Source organism: Aeromonas sp. ASNIH5, assembly GCF_002902865.1.
GTDB classification, from domain to species: domain Bacteria; phylum Pseudomonadota; class Gammaproteobacteria; order Enterobacterales; family Aeromonadaceae; genus Aeromonas; species Aeromonas caviae.
On the sequence record NZ_CP026122.1, the window covers coordinates 1,678,763 to 1,694,246 of the forward strand.

Consider the following 15,484-nt stretch of genomic DNA (forward strand, 5'->3'; position numbering starts at 1 on the left):
GGCTTCAAACCGGATAACAAAACGGTACCCCTACCGTGTTATCCGGAGTCACCGTATGACCACCAACGAGAAAGTAGCACGTCGCAAACTCAGCCTGCTAGAGCTCGCCAAAGAGCTCAATAATGTCAGCAAAGCCTGCAAGCTCATCGGCTACAGCCGTCAGCAGTTCTACGAAATTCGCCGTAACTACCAGACCTATGGCGCCGAGGGATTGCTCGACAAATTGCCCGGGTGTAAAGGGGCTCATCCCAATCGGGTCGCTCCTGAGATTGAACAGGCCATCCTCGATTACTCCCTCACCAGACCAACTCATGGCCCGCTGCGGGTCGCCCAAGAACTGGCTCTGCAAGGCATCAATGTCAGTGCGGGTGGTGTGCGTGGCGTGTGGCAACGTCACGACTTGCTCTCCAAACACGACCGCTTGTTGCGCCTCGAGAAAACCCACCGGGAGCAGACCATTGAGCTCAATGACGAGCAGATTCGCCTGTTAGAACGCTTCAGCCCCGAGTTTCGCGAACGCCAGATTGAGGTCCACTACACCGGGGAACTGGTGGCGGTCGACACCTTCTTCGTCGGCGCACTCAAGGGGGTGGGCAAGGTGTATCTGCAAACCGTACTGGACTGCTACAGCCGCCACGCCTGGGGACGGCTCTACACCAGCAAGCTGCCGGTGACCTCGGTTCATGTGCTCAATGAAACGGTATTGCCGTTCTTCGAAGCCCATGAGGCGCGGGTCTATACCATCCTGTCGGACAACGGGCGCGAGTTCTGCGGCCGCCCTGACCATCATCCCTACGAGCTGTTCCTGCAACTGGAGGGGATTGAGCACCGGACCACCAAGGTACGCAGGCCGCAGAGCAACGGCTTTATCGAGCGGCTACATCGCACCCTGCTGGATGAACACTTCCGTATCAAGGGGAGGACAACCTGGTATGAGTCGGTAGAGCAGATGCAGACAGACCTGGACAGCTATCTGGATCACTACAACACCCAGCGGCCACATCAAGGCAGGATGATGGAAGGACAGACTCCCTACAGCATGTTCAAAAAGGGTCTGAAATTGATACCGAAGGAAGTGCGCACTAAAGTAGCGTAAACAAGACACCGGTTTGAGGCCGGTGTCAGGTGATAACTAGATCTGTACATAAAAAAGACACCGGCTTCAGGCCGGTGTCTTTTTCTATTCCCCATTCATGCACACATGCACACTGATAGTGTCATAACTCAGCGTATATATCTTTCATGTGCTTATCTCCTTTCTTATAGCCGGGAGGGTCGACATGAAAAACATTGTTTGTAACTACGAGATTAGATATGTCATCGACCAGACATAAATCCCACTCATGCCCTGGAGTTACATGCATTCCCTCAGTTTGGTAGCAACGTAATACGACATTGTCTTTACGGGACACCCCTACAGCAACAGGTTTAGCTTTTCGAACATAACCACTATATGTAAACTCTATTTCTTTTCGGCTATTTATTGCATCAATCAATTCACGAATCATATATATCTCTCCTTGATAAAATAAGCAGGAATACTACTCCATCCCAAAAGACTCAATGGTGACCATAATCACAGAATTTGAAATGTATTTCATGGAGAAAAATATTAATTTATGAATTCAATGAGTTAATTGATATAAAGGCAATTCTGCTTACAGAATATGCGTTTTACTTAAAAGTCCGATCTCATTCAAGTTAACAACGAAAAAAATATAAAAAACGCCCCCCATCTTGCGATGGAGGGCGTTTTATCGTTCTGGCTATTGGGCCTGGGCGGCCCAATATTCAGCGATTACAGGGGCTGTTACAGGGATTCTGCGGTCGCAACCACGTTTTCCACGGTAAAGCCGAATTCCTTGAACAGCAGCTCGGCCGGGGCGGACTCACCGAAGGTGCGCATGCCGATGATCTTGCCGCCGAAACCGACGTACTTGTACCAGTAGTCGGCGATACCGGCTTCGATGGCCACACGCTTGGTGACGGCGGCCGGCAGGACGGACTCCTTGTACTCGGCAGACTGGGCATCGAACACGTCGGTAGACGGGATGGAGACCACGCGCACGGCACGGCCCTTGGCAGTCAGCTGCTCATAGGCAGCCACGGCCAGCTCCACTTCGGAACCGGTGGCGATCAGGATCAGCTCCGGGGTACCGGCGCAATCCTTCAGCACATAACCACCCTTGGCGGCATCGGCCAGTTGCTGGGCGGTGCGGTCCATCTGGGCCAGGTTCTGACGGGAGAAGATCAGGGAGGTCGGGCCGTCGGTACGCTCGATGGCGTGTTTCCAGGCGATGGCGGACTCTACCTGGTCACACGGGCGCCAGGTGCTCATGTTCGGGGTCAGACGCAGGGAGGCGATCTGCTCGACCGGCTGGTGAGTCGGGCCATCTTCACCCAGACCGATGGAGTCGTGGGTATAGACGAAGATGGCGCGCTGCTTCATCAGGGCGGCCATGCGCAGGGCGTTGCGGGCGTACTCCATGAACATCAGGAAGGTGGCGCCGTAGGGGATGAAACCACCGTGCAAGGCGATGCCGTTCATGATGGCGGACATGCCGAACTCGCGCACGCCGTAGTGGATGTAGTTGCCTGCGGCGCTCTCGGGAGTCAGGGACTTGGAGCCGGACCACATGGTCAGGTTGGACGGCGCGAGATCCGCGGAGCCGCCCATGAATTCCGGCAGCAGCTTGCCGAAGGCTTCCAGGGAGTTCTGGGACGCTTTACGGGTCGCGATCTTGGCCGGGTTGGCCTGCAGGGTTTCGATGATCTTGGCGGATTCAGCAGCCCAGTTGGCCGGCAGCTCGCCAGTGGTGCGGCGCTTGAATTCGGCAGCCAGGGCCGGGTGAGCGGCTTCATAGGCGGCGAACTTGGCAGCCCAGTCGGATTCGAGCTTGGCGCCCTTCTCCTGACCGTTCCACTCGGCGGCGATGTCGGACGGGATGACGAACGGCGCGTGGTCCCACTTCAGGAAGGCACGGGCGGCGGCGATCTCGTCGTTGCCCAGCGGTGCGCCGTGGCAGTCGTGGGAGCCGGACTTGTTCGGGGAACCGTAGCCGATGATGGTGCGGCAGCAGATCAGGGTCGGCTTGCCAGTCTCGGCCTTGGCGGCTTCGATGGCAGCGTTGATGGCTTCCGGGTTGTGACCGTCAACGGCCGGGATGACGTGCCAGCCGTAGGCTTCGAAGCGCTTGGGAGTGTCGTCGGTGAACCAGCCTTCTACGTGACCGTCGATGGAGATGCCGTTGTCATCCCAGAACGCGATCAGCTTGCCCAGACCCAGGGTGCCGGCCAGGGAGCAGGCTTCGTGGGAGATACCTTCCATCAGGCAGCCGTCGCCCATGAAGGCGTAGGTGTAGTGGTCAACGATGTCGTGACCCGGCTGGTTGAACTGCTCGGCCATGGCCTTCTCGGCGATCGCCATGCCCACGGCGTTGGTGATGCCCTGACCCAGCGGACCGGTGGTGGTTTCAACGCCCGGCGCATAACCGTACTCCGGGTGACCCGGGGTGCGAGAGTGCAGTTGGCGGAAGTTTTTCAGATCGTCGATGGAGAGGTCATAACCGGAGAGGTGCAGCAGGGAGTACAGCAGCATGGAGCCGTGGCCGTTGGAGAGAATGAAACGGTCGCGGTCGGCCCACTTGGGGTTGTTCGGGTTGTGTTTGAGGTGGCTGCGCCACAGCACTTCAGCGATATCCGCCATTCCCATGGGGGCGCCCGGGTGACCGGAGTTGGCTTTTTGAACGGCATCCATACTCAATGCACGAATGGCATTGGCAAGCTCTTTACGAGAAGGCATCTGTATCTCCTGCGATTGCTTCATTTGATGGCCAAGATTAAGGCGCGTTATTGTCCCAGCAGGGGGCGCGGCGTGCAAATATTATCTGGGCGAATAAAGTGGCTTTGGGAGCACAATCGCTTTTCTGGGCGGGGAAAACGATTCAATCCGCCCCCTGCCTTACCTCCATGGAGGTGGATCCCTTCCCCACCCCGCCCCGGGCGGCTCCACCCCCAAATAGTGCTGGCAATCACCGGATGACCTATTTAAAATAGACGTCCAGATGTAGATACCTCTACAGTCATCCTGTCATTATCCGGTTATGGCCAAGGCGATAACCCTTACGAATCGAGAACCAAACATGGCAAAGCTGTTTACTTCCGAGTCGGTCTCCGAAGGCCATCCCGATAAAATCGCCGACCAGATCTCCGATGCGGTGCTGGACGCCATCCTGCAGCAGGACACCAAGGCGCGCGTCGCCTGCGAAACCCTGGTCAAGACCGGCATGGTGATGGTAGCCGGCGAAGTGACCACCTCTGCCTGGGTCGACATCGAACAGATCGTGCGCGACACCGTGCGCGAGATTGGTTACACCCACTCCGACATGGGCTTCGACGCCGACTCCTGCGCCGTGCTGAACGCCATTGGCAAACAGTCTCCGGACATCAACCAGGGCGTCGACCGTACCGACCCGCTGGAGCAAGGTGCCGGTGACCAGGGCCTGATGTTCGGCTACGCCACCAACGAAACCGACGTGCTGATGCCCGCGCCCATCACCTACTCCCACCTGCTGGTGAAGCGTCAGGCTGAAGTGCGCAAGAACGGCACCCTGCCGTGGCTGCGTCCGGACGCCAAGAGCCAGCTGACCTTCGCCTACGACGACGCAGGCAAGATCCTGGGTGTCGATGCCGTGGTGCTCTCCACCCAGCATTGCGACTCCATCAGCCACAGCGATCTGGTGGAAGCGGTGCGCGAAGAGATCATCAAGCCGGTGCTGCCCGCCGAGTGGATCAACAAGGACACCAAGTACTTCATCAACCCGACCGGTCGTTTCGTCATCGGCGGCCCCATGGGTGACTGCGGTCTGACCGGTCGCAAGATCATCGTCGACACCTACGGCGGCATGGCCCGTCACGGTGGTGGCGCCTTCTCCGGCAAGGATCCGTCCAAGGTGGACCGCTCCGCCGCCTACGCCGCCCGCTACGTGGCCAAGAACATCGTGGCCGCAGGCCTCGCGGATCGCTGTGAAGTGCAGGTCTCCTACGCCATCGGCGTGGCCGAGCCCACCTCCATCAGCGTCGAAACCTTCGGCACCGGCAAGGTGGCCGAAGCCCTGCTAGTCAAGCTGGTGCGCGAGTTCTTCGAGCTGCGCCCCTATGGCCTCATCGAGATGCTGGATCTGAAGCGCCCGATCTACCAGGCAACCGCCGCTTACGGCCACTTCGGCCGCGACGAGTTCCCCTGGGAGAAGACCGACAAGGCCGAGCTGCTGCGCGCTGCCGCCGGCCTGTAAGGCTCGAGGTTGTGATAAAAGGGGAGCCTGGCTCCCCTTTTGCTTTTGTGTCCTGTCCCGAGGATCCCATGCCTGCCACTGCCACCCGGCTTGACCCCGCCCTCATCGAGACGCTGCTCGCGCGTGTCGAGGCCTGCTTTGTGCAGGCTGAAACGCGCCTTGGCCGCACCTTTCCCCGCCCGCAAGTCCATTGCAACATGCGGGGCCGGGCGGCAGGGTCTGCGCGGCTGCAAACCTGGGAGCTGCGTTTCAATCCGGCGCTCTATCAGGCCAATCAGCAGGCGTTTTTAAGGGAAGTGGTGCCCCACGAGGTGGCGCACCTGCTGGTCTATGCGCTCTGGGGAGAGGGGCGCGGCAAGAGCCGGGTACTGCCCCACGGTCGCCAGTGGCAGTCGGTGATGCGGGAGCTGTTCGGTCTCGTACCCAGCACCACCCACAGCTTCGATCTGGGGGTGCTGGCCCAGCGCACCTTCGTGTATGCCTGCGCCTGCCAGCAGCATCCCCTCTCGGTGCGCCGCCACAACAAGGTGATGCGCGGCGAGGCCCGCTATCACTGCCGCCGCTGTCGCCAGCCCCTGGTGTGGCAGCGCGACACGACGGCGGATTGAGTCACCCCGTGTCGCGCTCCTGTGATAGGGTGCGCGCTTACTTCATTCAACTGTCTCATTGCCAAGGATATTCATGTTTCGCCCTCTGCTCTCCCTCTGCCTGGCCCTGCTGGTCAGCGCCCCGGCTCATGCCGACAACATCCAGACCTTTCGCGCCGCCAAGCAGGATCTGAACAAGCTCTACCAGAGCCACCCCGTCACCTTCTACTGCGGCTGCAACATCAAGTTCAGCGGCAAGAAGATGGCCCCCGACTGGGAGAGCTGCGGCTACCTGCCGCGCAAGCAGGCCGAGCGGGCCTCCCGCATCGAATGGGAGCACGTGGTGTCCGCCTGGGAGTTCGGCCACCAGCTCCAGTGCTGGCAGGACGGAGGTCGCAAGAATTGCGGCAAGAGCGACGAGTTCAACAGGATGGAGGGAGACATGCACAACCTCTTCCCTGCCATCGGCGAGGTGAACGGCGATCGGGCGAACTTCCGCTTCAGCGACTGGAACGGCAAACCCAACCAGTACGGCAAGTGCCAGATGCTGGTGGACTTCAAGGAGCGCCAGGTGCAGCCGCCCAAGGGGCCGGTGCGTGGCCAGATCGCCCGCGCCTACCTCTACATGAGCCAGCAGTACGGACTGCGTCTGGCGGCCCAGCAGCGCAAGCTTTACGAAGCCTGGGACAGGCAGTATCCGGCTGATCGCTGGGAGTGCGAGCGCAACCGCCGTATCGGCAAGCTGCAGGGCAATACCAATCCCTTCATTGAAAAGCAGTGCCAATAACCCCATTTGACCAGGGAGGGGGAGCGTCCCCCTCCTCCTGAATCCCTTCACTCTCTGTCTCGCGAGCCTTGCTCGCCGCCGTGCAGTAGGGTATTGAAGGGTTTCCAAGCAAGAGACTGACTATCAGCCATGCGCATTCCACGTATCTATGAACCGGCCAGCCTGCAGGTTGGCCAGACCCTCGCCCTGTCAGAAGACGGTGCCAATCACATCGGCCGCGTGCTGCGCATGCAGCCGGGCCAGCAGCTCGAGCTGTTCAACGGCGACGGCCACCAGTACCCCGCCACCATCACCAGTGTGGGCAAGAAGTCCGTTGAGGTGACCATCGACAGTTGCGAGACCCGCTCGGTGGAGTCACCGCTGGCCATCCACCTGGGTCAGGTGATCAGCCGCGGCGACAAGATGGACTTCACCATCCAGAAATCCGTGGAGCTCGGCGTCACCTGCATCACGCCCCTCTTCTCCGAGCGCTGCGGCGTCAAGCTGCCCGCCGATCGGCTGGAGAAAAAACGCGAGCAGTGGCAAAAAGTGGTGATCAGCGCCTGCGAGCAGTGCGGCCGCAATACCGTGCCCGAGGTGCGCATGCCGATGGAGCTGGACGCCTGGCTGGCGGAAGAGACTCAGGAGCTCAAGCTCAACCTGCACCCGCGCGCCCCTTACAGCATCAACACCCTGCCCATCCCCGAGCACGGCGTGCGCCTGCTGATCGGCCCGGAAGGGGGCTTGTCCAGCGACGAGATCGCCCGTACCGTGCAGGAAGATTTCAAGGAGATGCTGCTGGGGCCGCGGGTGCTGCGCACCGAAACCGCCGCCCTGACGGCGATTACTGCGCTTCAGTGCCGCTTTGGCGATCTGGCCTGACAGCCGACCCCACCCCGGCCCTCCCCTTCGAAGGGGAGGGAGCATCAGGCCCCTCCCCCTTGTGAAGGGGGAGGCAGGGAGGGGGTCATCACATCCAATCGAGCCACAAGAAGGATATTCGGATGACCATTAAACTCGGCATCGTGATGGACCCCATCTCGGCCATCAATATCAAGAAGGACTCCAGCTTCGCCATGCTCGAAGAGGCGCAAAAGCGCGGCTACGAGCTGTTCTATCTGGAGATGAAGGATCTCTACATGGAGGCCGGTCGCGCCTTCGGTACCATGCGCCCGCTCACCGTCAAATATGACTATGCCGACTGGTACAGCCTCGGCGAGGTGGTGGATCAGCCGCTCTCCAGCCTGGATGTGATCCTGATGCGCAAGGATCCCCCCTTCGACACCGAGTTCATCTACGCCACCTACATGCTGGAGCGGGCCGAGGATGAGGGCTGCCTCATCGTCAACAAGCCCCAGAGCCTGCGCGACGCCAACGAGAAGCTCTACACCGCCTGGTTTGCCGAGCACACCCCGACCACACTCGTCACTCGCAGAGCCGACAAGTTGCGTGCCTTCCACGCCAAGCACAAGGACGTCATCCTCAAGCCGCTCGACGGCATGGGCGGCGCCTCCATCTTCCGCATGAAGGAGGATGACGCCAACGTCGGCGTCATCATCGAGACATTAACCTCTCACGGCAGCCAGTACTGCATGGCGCAGACCTATCTGCCCGCCATCAAGGATGGCGACAAGCGGGTGCTGGTGGTGGATGGCGAGCCGGTACCTTACTGCCTGGCCCGCATTCCGGCCCAGGGTGAGACCCGTGGCAACCTGGCGGCCGGCGGCCGTGGTGAGGCGCGCCCTTTGAGTGACGCGGACTGGGCCATCGCCCGCGCGGTAGGCCCGACCCTGAAAGAGAAGGGGCTCATCTTCGTCGGCCTCGACATCATCGGCGATCGCCTGACCGAGATTAACGTCACCAGCCCGACCTGCATCCGCGAGATTGAGGCGGCCTTCGACGTCTCCATTACCGGCATGCTGATGGACGCCATCGAGCGCCGACTGGGCCGCTGACCCCTTGCCCAGCGACCCGTTGCCGCGGCGAGGAAACACACACAAGGGGCCGTGAAGGCCCCTTTGACTGCCGGCAAAAAGCGGTTTTGCCCGCCGCCATCAACTGCCATAATCACCCCAAATACCTTTGCACGCTAAGAGATACATACGCTCCATGCAAACACTGCAAAATCACTTTCTGCTCGCCATGCCGAGCCTCACAGACGCTTATTTCCAGCGCTCCCTGGTCTATCTGTGCGAACACAGCAGCGAAGGCGCCATGGGACTGGTGGTCAACATTCCGGTCGACATGTCCCTGGACGCCATGCTGACCAAGCTCAACCTCAATCCCCCCGCCACCGCCGAGATGAAACAGCCGGTGTTGCAGGGGGGCCCGGTGCACGGGGATCGCGGCTTCGTGCTGCACAGCTTCCGCCCGGGCTTCAACTCCACCCTGCAGGTGAGCGACGAGATGATGGTCACCACCTCCAAGGACATTCTGGAGACCCTGGGCACCGACGAGGCGCCGGACCACTGGCTGGTGGCGCTCGGTTACGCCGGCTGGAGTGCAGGCCAGCTCGAGCAGGAGCTGGTGGATGGCGCCTGGCTGGTGATCCCCCCCAATCCCAAGCTGGTCTTCGATACCCCCATCCACCTGCGCTGGCAGCAAGCCGCCGCGAGCATTGGGGTCAACCCTCTGCACCTCTCCAGCCAGGTGGGCCATAGCTGACACCCCGGCCCTCCCCTCCGGGGGAGGCGGCACGCTCCCCCCTCACAAGCAGGGGAGACAGGGAGGGGGCTTCCCCCTTCATTTATCCATCCATTTCGAGGAGACCCCATGTCATCACGCAGCATCATGGGCTTTGACTACGGCACCAAGAGCATCGGTGTCGCCATCGGCCAGGAGCTCACGGGCAGCGCCCGCCCCCTTCGCTCCCTCAAGGCCAACGACGGCATCCCCAACTGGGACGAGATAGAGAAGCTGATCAAGGAGTGGCAACCGGATCTGCTGATCGTCGGTCTGCCGCTCAACATGGATGGCACGGACCAGGAGATCACGGTGCGAGCTCGCAAGTTCGGCAATCGCCTGCACGGTCGCTTCGGCAAGCCGGTGGAGTTCAAGGACGAGCGGCTCACCACCACGGATGCCCGCGCCCGCCTGTTTGAACGTGGCGGCTACAAGGCGCTGGACAAGGGGAGCGTGGACGGCGTCTCCGCCCAGCTCATCGTCGAAGCCTGGATGGAAGAGCAGTACGACTAAACCGGGGTGCCTCCTCCCCCTTGCTTCTCTTTCGCCGCCCCGCTCTCCATGGGCCCGCCCCAGGCAAAACGCGTCCTCCCCGCCGCGGCCAGTCCATAGAGCCGCCGGATCTCCCCCCGCAACCACATCACCTTGGCATCCTGATTGTGGCGCTTGTGCCACAGCAGGATGAAGGCGATCTCCAGCTGGGCATAGAGAGACTCTTCCAGCGGCAACGGCATGGGGGTGAGGTCGGGGTGATGTCTGGCGGCATAGTCCGCGCAATATGAGGGCACCACGGCGATCAGCTCGTGGCTCTTTTGGGCGGCGATGTGCAGCGCCTGCTCGAAGCTCGCCACCATGATGGGCACCTGCCGCCTGTGGCCTTCGTCCTCCAGCAGATCATCCAGTGCCCAGCTGTCGCTGGCCTCCCACACCACGCTCACCTGGGGGCAGGCCAGAAAGCGGGTCAGCGACCACGTCTGCCCGAGCAAGGGGTGATCCTTGCGCAGGAACACCACGGGACGATCGCAGAACAGCACCTCGTGATCGATGTAATAGGGCAGCCGGTTGACCCTGGCATGGGAGCGGCCGTGGGTCTCCCGGGCGCAGAAGCCGAGGTCTGCCTCCCCGTTGACGATGTCGTTGAGGGAGTGGTGATCCCAGCCCAGCATCCTGACCACGGAGTGGGGGTACTTCTGGTAGATGGTCGTGGGCAGCTCGCTCAGGAAGCTGATGCCAAAGGGGGACTCCATCACCAGACTGAAGCGGGCCCCCTCGGGGATCGCCTCGCTGTTGAGGGTGCTGATGCTCTCGGTGAGCTGGAACCAGGTCTTGAGCTCCTCCGCCAGGGTCAGGGAGAGATTGGTCGGCTGCAAACCCTGGCGCACGCGCACGAAGAGGGGATCCCCGAACCAGTCCCGCAGCTTGCCAAGCGCCTTGCTCACCGCCGACGGGGTGACACACAGCTTCTTGGCCGCCCCCGCCACGCTGCGCTCCTGCATCAGGTGCCTGAAGACCACCAGCAGGTTCAAATCGAGTTCACCCAGATTGCGCATCGCGTCTCTCCTATCCCCGAGCCCGTACTCGCCGTACCGCACGCCATGGTAGCAGCACCTTGACCACCAGGTAACCGAGCAGCGCCAGCAGGAGTGCCAGGATCAGCATCCAGAGCGCAGGCATCCCCAGATGGCCCATCCCCCAGATGAAGAGCCCGGACAACCCTATCTGCATGATGCAGAGCAGGGCACTGGCCGATGCCACCTGATCCCCGCACACATCCAGCGCCTCCCCCATCGCCACCCCGAACCCGCAGGAAAACCCGATGCAGACCAGGGCACACCCCGCCAGCAGCCAGGACAGGCCGCCTTCGGGCCCGCTGCTGCACAACAGGGCGAGCAAGGCCAGCAGGTAGGCGAGATGGGAGAGCGCCAGCACCCTTGCCTTGCCGAGCCAGCGCAGCAGCAAGGGGGTCAGGAAGGAAGCGGACATGCTTACCCCGGCCATCGCCATCATCAGCCGGGTGTACTGCTCGGGAGGCAGGCCGAACGTGGTCATCAGGACGAGGGGCGAGACGCTCACATAGACCAGGATGGCGGTCACGCTGGCGCTGGTCAGCAAGGCGCGCTGCATGAAGGGGGCCGTGCCCAGCAGGGCCAGCGGCGATGCCCCCGCAGGCTGGCGGGCGGGGCGGGTCTCCTTGAGCAGTCGCAGGTTGACCAGGGCGCTGATGGCGGCCACCAGCGCCATGCCCACGAAGATGCCGCGCCACTCGAAGTGCGACAGGATGAGATAACCGAGTACGGGAGCCAGCACCGGAATGACGCAGATCACGCCGTTGATGAGGGAGAGGGCCATCGCGAGGCGCGCCTGGCTCAGCACATCCCGCAGCACGGTGAAGGTCATGATGTAGAGCGCTCCAGCGCCCACCCCTTGCCAGAAACGCCCCAGATAAAACTGGGCGATGCCGGTCGCCTCCGCCGCCACCAGGGAAGCGACCACGAAGATGAGAGCGCCCCCCAGTACCACGGGGCGCCTGCCATGGCGATCCGCCAGCATGCCCCCCGGCAGCACGGTAGCCGCCATGCCCAGCAGATAGATGGAAAAAGCGGTGTGGATCTGCGCCTCGCTCCCCTGCAGGGTTTGCGCAATGCGGGGGACGGCCACCAGATAGAGATCGATCCCGAGGGGATAGAGGATGATCATCAGAAAAGTACACAGCAGAAACATACCCATGAAGGCTCCATAGCAGCAGGTTTCACCATCACAGGTGCGCTGTCAGCGAGATGGACAACTCAATCCTGCAAAAGCAGAGGAAGATGCCGGGCACTATAGAGCGGGCGGCCTGCCGGGGCCTAGTGACGAGATGGCACTCGGTGAATGCCAATCCGGACATCTCCCGCAGGAGAGGCCCGGATTGGCATGCTCATCGACCCACCCCCTGCCAGGTCGCCCTTGAGGGGTCGGGTCCGAGGTAACGGGCACGCCGCGATGCGACGAGCCCTCAAGGCTCAGCGAAGGCGCACCATTACCTGGCCAGTTGCGTCAGGATGGCGTGAGCCACCTTGATGCGCGCCTCGTTGGGGTAGTTGCGATTGGCCAGCATGACGATGCCAATCCCTTTGGCCGGCACGAAGGCCACATAGGCCCCGAAGCCGTTGGTCGAGCCGGTCTTGTTGAAGAGCACAGGGTGCCCTGTTGCAGCGGGCGCGGGCGCCGCCAGGTTGGCATTGTAAATCATCGCCGGGGAGTTGCCCGCCAGCAGCGTCTGCTCGCTGACGGGATAGGCGTAACGCTCCCAGCCCAGTCCCTGGGTCATCTCCCCCACCGCATACTGGCCCTGGTGAGTCAGGTCGATGGCCTGCTGCATGGCCGCATTATCCACCCCGCTGATGTTCGCCTTCACAAAGCGCAGCAGATCCGCCGAGCTGGTCTTGATGCCGTAGGCCTCGTTCGCCAGCATGCCGGGAGTGACGCGGATCGGCTTGTCCTCCTTCGAGTAGCCGTAGGCGTAGTGTCCCATGGCCTGCTCGGGCACATTGAGGTAGGTATGGTACAGGCCAAGCCCCGGCAGGATCGTCTGCTCCATCAGGCGATCGAACGGCTGCTTCATGCTGCTCGCCGCCAGATAGCCAAAGAGCCCGATGCTGGGGTTGGCGTACTGGCGATGGGAACCCGGCGAGTAGGCTGGGGTCCACTGGCGGTAGTAGGCCTGCATCTTCTCGAGCGAATCCACCTCCTCGGGGAATTGCAGCGGCAAGCCGCCCGCGCTGTAGGTAGCCAGCTCCCCCATGGTGATGTTGTCAAAGGCGGATCCCTTGAGCCAGGGGGCGAACAGACTCGCCTTGTCATCGAGCTCGAAGCCCCCCTGCACCACGGCGTAGGCCCCCAGCGTCGCGGTCAGGGTCTTGCTCACGGAGCCTATCTCGAACAGGGTCTGCTCGCTGACACCGACCGCGCGCTCCCGATCGGCCACACCGTAGTTGAAATAGTGGGCCTTGCCATCCTTGAGCACGGCCACCGCCATGCCCGGGATCCTGTGCTCCTTGAGCAGCGGCCGGATGCTGGCATCCACCACGGGGCGCAGGGGATCGGTCGCCGCCTTGTCACCGGCATGAGCCAGACCGGCCCACATCAGGGTGGCCAGAGCGCCCCACAGGATGGATTGTCGTTGTTGCATTGCATGTCTCCTGACTGTCGTTAGCAAGGTATCGCCATGGCGGCGAGTGATGAACCCAGCATAGTCCCGCGAGGTGTGCTGCCGATGAGGCTCTGTGAAGTCAGTGTGAAGCCGCCCCCTCTTTTTACCCATGAAAAAGGGGAGCCATGGCTCCCCTTCAATCACCTTGCAACGCGGGCTTATTTCTTGCCCGGGTTGTCCCAGATCCCCTCTTCCAGCTGGCTGCGCAGCTCCGGGTATTTGTTGGCATCGAAGGTCGGCACGCGGCCCAGCTTGAGCTGATCGTTGTAGTCCTTGGCCAGCTTGATGGCGACGCCGGAGAGCAGCAGGATGGCCACCAGGTTGACGATGGCCATCAGCCCCATGGAGACATCCGCCAGAGCCCACACGGTCGGCAGCTCGCCCACGGAGCCGAACATCACCATGCCCAGCACGAACATCCGGAACAGCATCAGGCCGCCCTTGTGGTTGTGCTCGAGGAACACCAGGTTGGTCTCCGCATAGGAGTAGTTCGCCACGATGGAGGTGAAGGCGAAGAAGAAGATGGCCGCTGCGATGAAGATGTTGCCACCGCCGCCCACCTGGGAGGAGAGCGCGCGCTGGGTCAGCTCGACACCGGTCACGCCGGAACCCGGCTCGAACTGGCCGGACATCAGGATGATGGCGGCAGTACAGGTACAGATGACGATGGTATCGAGGAAGACACCCAGCATCTGCACATAACCCTGGGAGGCCGGGTGCGGCGGATAGGGGGTGGCGGTGGCGGCAGCATTGGGGGCAGAGCCCATGCCCGCCTCGTTGGAGAAGAGGCCGCGCTTGATGCCGTTGATCATCGCCTGGGAGATGGCATAGCCCATGGCGCCGGAACCTGCCTGCTCGATGCCGAACGCAGACTTGATGATGAGGGCGAAGATACTCGGCAGCTCGCTGATGTTCATGAACACCACGAACAGCGCCATCAGGATGTAGGCCAGCGCCATGAAGGGCACCACCAGCTCGGCAAAGCGGGCGATGCCGCGAATGCCGCCGAAGATGATGAGACCGGAGAGCACCACCAGGGCCAGACCGCTCACCCAGTCAGGGATGCCGAAGGCGACGTTCATGGCCAGGCTGATGGAGTTGGCCTGCACCGCGTTGAACACCAGACCGAAGGCCAGCAGCAGGCAGAGGGAGAAGACCACCCCCATCCAGCGCATGCCGAGGCCGCGCTCCATGTAGTAGGCGGGGCCGCCGCGGTAGTTGCCATCCTCATCCTTGACCTTGTAGAGCTGGGCCAGGGTGCTTTCCACGAAGGCGGTGGCCATGCCGATGAAGGCGATCAGCCACATCCAGAAGACGGCGCCAGGGCCACCCAGATAGATGGCGACGGCCACACCGGCCAGATTGCCCGTCCCGACACGGGCCGCCAGGCTGGTACACAGAGCCTGGAAGGAGGAGATGCCGGCGCTGTCGGATTTGCGACTGTTGCGCAGGACCGAGAACATGTGGCCGAAGTGGCGGATCTGGATAAAGCCCAGACGGAAGGTAAAGAAGATACCGACCCCGATCAGCAGGTAAATGAGCACGGCTCCCCACATCAGGTCGTTAATCATTGCAATCAAGGTGTCCATAATTCTCTCGTTGTTATCACATCCATGGCCAGTCTGCGCTGACCGCTCTCTGTCAATTACCGAACCAGCATTGCGCCGAAGGGGCGGAATCTAGCATAGGGAGGGAATTCAGAATAGTGACAGGGCTCACTGGGGAGACAAAAAACGAGCAATTTGATGCAAAAAAGCTTCATTTAGCACGCAATAAATCAACAAAAATTGATGCGCTACCCAGCGCCCTTACAAATTAGATCCAATAGAGAACCATTTTACAACTCATCCCATGGGGGTAAAAACCGCTGAGTGAAACAAAACCAGGGAGACAAGCGTTTGCCTCTCATGCCTCATCGGCAAGGGGTTGTAACGCAAAACGTTTTACACGTAATTAAATTTCA

At 61.4% G+C, this 15,484-nt stretch carries 14 protein-coding genes; 8 read left to right on the top strand and 6 right to left on the bottom strand.

What is annotated here, in order from left to right; translation table 11 throughout:
- Nucleotides 1-55 precede the first annotated feature (55 nt).
- Complete coding sequence (locus C2U30_RS07510; RefSeq protein WP_042017433.1) at nucleotides 56-1,096, top strand: IS481-like element ISAs19 family transposase; 1,041 nt, start codon at nucleotides 56-58, stop codon at nucleotides 1,094-1,096.
- A 121-nt stretch (nucleotides 1,097-1,217) separates the two neighbouring features.
- Here C2U30_RS07510 and C2U30_RS07515 read toward each other — a convergent pair whose 3' ends face one another.
- Together C2U30_RS07515 and tkt are read right to left on the bottom strand one after the other, a co-directional pair.
- On the bottom strand, nucleotides 1,218-1,508 hold the full coding sequence (locus C2U30_RS07515) for a hypothetical protein (RefSeq protein WP_103243553.1): 291 nt from the start codon (nucleotides 1,506-1,508) through the stop codon (nucleotides 1,218-1,220).
- 302 nt (nucleotides 1,509-1,810) lie between these two features.
- Nucleotides 1,811-3,802, bottom strand: coding sequence for a transketolase (gene tkt, locus C2U30_RS07520; RefSeq protein ID WP_039040146.1), 1,992 nt, complete (start codon nucleotides 3,800-3,802; stop codon nucleotides 1,811-1,813).
- Nucleotides 3,803-4,142: 340 nt separating this feature from the next.
- Between tkt and metK the strand changes: the two genes are divergently transcribed.
- The 7 genes from metK to ruvX all read left to right on the top strand — a co-directional run bounded on the left by metK (nucleotide 4,143) and on the right by ruvX (nucleotide 9,842).
- Nucleotides 4,143-5,294, top strand: coding sequence for a methionine adenosyltransferase (gene metK, locus C2U30_RS07525; RefSeq protein WP_010673869.1), 1,152 nt, complete (start codon nucleotides 4,143-4,145; stop codon nucleotides 5,292-5,294).
- Nucleotides 5,295-5,362: 68 nt separating this feature from the next.
- The gene (locus C2U30_RS07530; RefSeq protein WP_045525548.1) at nucleotides 5,363-5,902 is read left to right on the top strand and encodes a SprT family zinc-dependent metalloprotease; all 540 of its coding nucleotides are present in this window, start codon (nucleotides 5,363-5,365) and stop codon (nucleotides 5,900-5,902) included.
- 73 nt (nucleotides 5,903-5,975) lie between these two features.
- Nucleotides 5,976-6,668, top strand: coding sequence for an endonuclease (locus C2U30_RS07535; protein ID WP_161470373.1), 693 nt, complete (start codon nucleotides 5,976-5,978; stop codon nucleotides 6,666-6,668).
- A 129-nt stretch (nucleotides 6,669-6,797) separates the two neighbouring features.
- Nucleotides 6,798-7,529, top strand: coding sequence for a 16S rRNA (uracil(1498)-N(3))-methyltransferase (gene rsmE, locus C2U30_RS07540; protein ID WP_052816450.1), 732 nt, complete (start codon nucleotides 6,798-6,800; stop codon nucleotides 7,527-7,529).
- 122 nt (nucleotides 7,530-7,651) lie between these two features.
- Entirely contained in the window at nucleotides 7,652-8,602 is a 951-nt protein-coding gene (gshB, locus tag C2U30_RS07545; protein WP_041212592.1) for a glutathione synthase, read from the top strand.
- Nucleotides 8,603-8,756: 154 nt separating this feature from the next.
- Nucleotides 8,757-9,311 (top strand): YqgE/AlgH family protein, encoded by a 555-nt coding sequence (locus tag C2U30_RS07550; protein WP_010673864.1) that lies wholly within the window; start codon nucleotides 8,757-8,759, stop codon nucleotides 9,309-9,311.
- Nucleotides 9,312-9,419: 108 nt separating this feature from the next.
- Nucleotides 9,420-9,842 (top strand): Holliday junction resolvase RuvX, encoded by a 423-nt coding sequence (gene ruvX / locus C2U30_RS07555; protein ID WP_010673863.1) that lies wholly within the window; start codon nucleotides 9,420-9,422, stop codon nucleotides 9,840-9,842.
- Here the strand turns inward: ruvX and yidZ are convergent.
- From yidZ to C2U30_RS07575, 4 genes are all read right to left on the bottom strand, one after another.
- Complete coding sequence (gene yidZ / locus C2U30_RS07560; RefSeq protein WP_103243554.1) at nucleotides 9,839-10,879, bottom strand: HTH-type transcriptional regulator YidZ; 1,041 nt, start codon at nucleotides 10,877-10,879, stop codon at nucleotides 9,839-9,841. The two genes, ruvX and yidZ, sit on opposite strands and share 4 nt — an antisense overlap.
- Before the next feature lie 10 nt (nucleotides 10,880-10,889).
- Nucleotides 10,890-12,056, bottom strand: coding sequence for an MdtL family multidrug efflux MFS transporter (locus C2U30_RS07565; RefSeq protein WP_049636983.1), 1,167 nt, complete (start codon nucleotides 12,054-12,056; stop codon nucleotides 10,890-10,892).
- A gap of 292 nt (nucleotides 12,057-12,348) precedes the next feature.
- Nucleotides 12,349-13,500, bottom strand: coding sequence for a CMY-1/MOX family class C beta-lactamase (gene blaMOX, locus C2U30_RS07570; RefSeq protein ID WP_103243555.1), 1,152 nt, complete (start codon nucleotides 13,498-13,500; stop codon nucleotides 12,349-12,351).
- 179 nt (nucleotides 13,501-13,679) lie between these two features.
- On the bottom strand, nucleotides 13,680-15,110 hold the full coding sequence (locus C2U30_RS07575) for an alanine/glycine:cation symporter family protein (RefSeq protein WP_103243556.1): 1,431 nt from the start codon (nucleotides 15,108-15,110) through the stop codon (nucleotides 13,680-13,682).
- Between the last annotated feature and the right edge of the window lie 374 nt (nucleotides 15,111-15,484).

What these genes read in the sequence shown, in the direction of transcription:
- metK (WP_010673869.1), top strand. Translation starts at nt 4,143, where the DNA reads ATGGCAAAGCTGTTTACTTCCGAGTCGGTCTCCGAAGGCCATCCCGAT.
- blaMOX (WP_103243555.1), bottom strand. Translation starts at nt 13,500, where the DNA reads ATGCAACAACGACAATCCATCCTGTGGGGCGCTCTGGCCACCCTGATG.
- C2U30_RS07530 (WP_045525548.1), top strand. Translation starts at nt 5,363, where the DNA reads ATGCCTGCCACTGCCACCCGGCTTGACCCCGCCCTCATCGAGACGCTG.
- gshB (WP_041212592.1), top strand. Translation starts at nt 7,652, where the DNA reads ATGACCATTAAACTCGGCATCGTGATGGACCCCATCTCGGCCATCAAT.
- C2U30_RS07515 (WP_103243553.1), bottom strand. Translation starts at nt 1,508, where the DNA reads ATGATTCGTGAATTGATTGATGCAATAAATAGCCGAAAAGAAATAGAG.
- yidZ (WP_103243554.1), bottom strand. Translation starts at nt 10,879, where the DNA reads ATGCGCAATCTGGGTGAACTCGATTTGAACCTGCTGGTGGTCTTCAGG.
- rsmE (WP_052816450.1), top strand. Translation starts at nt 6,798, where the DNA reads ATGCGCATTCCACGTATCTATGAACCGGCCAGCCTGCAGGTTGGCCAG.
- C2U30_RS07550 (WP_010673864.1), top strand. Translation starts at nt 8,757, where the DNA reads ATGCAAACACTGCAAAATCACTTTCTGCTCGCCATGCCGAGCCTCACA.
- C2U30_RS07510 (WP_042017433.1), top strand. Translation starts at nt 56, where the DNA reads ATGACCACCAACGAGAAAGTAGCACGTCGCAAACTCAGCCTGCTAGAG.
- C2U30_RS07565 (WP_049636983.1), bottom strand. Translation starts at nt 12,056, where the DNA reads ATGGGTATGTTTCTGCTGTGTACTTTTCTGATGATCATCCTCTATCCC.
- C2U30_RS07575 (WP_103243556.1), bottom strand. Translation starts at nt 15,110, where the DNA reads ATGGACACCTTGATTGCAATGATTAACGACCTGATGTGGGGAGCCGTG.
- tkt (WP_039040146.1), bottom strand. Translation starts at nt 3,802, where the DNA reads ATGCCTTCTCGTAAAGAGCTTGCCAATGCCATTCGTGCATTGAGTATG.
- C2U30_RS07535 (WP_161470373.1), top strand. Translation starts at nt 5,976, where the DNA reads ATGTTTCGCCCTCTGCTCTCCCTCTGCCTGGCCCTGCTGGTCAGCGCC.
- ruvX (WP_010673863.1), top strand. Translation starts at nt 9,420, where the DNA reads ATGTCATCACGCAGCATCATGGGCTTTGACTACGGCACCAAGAGCATC.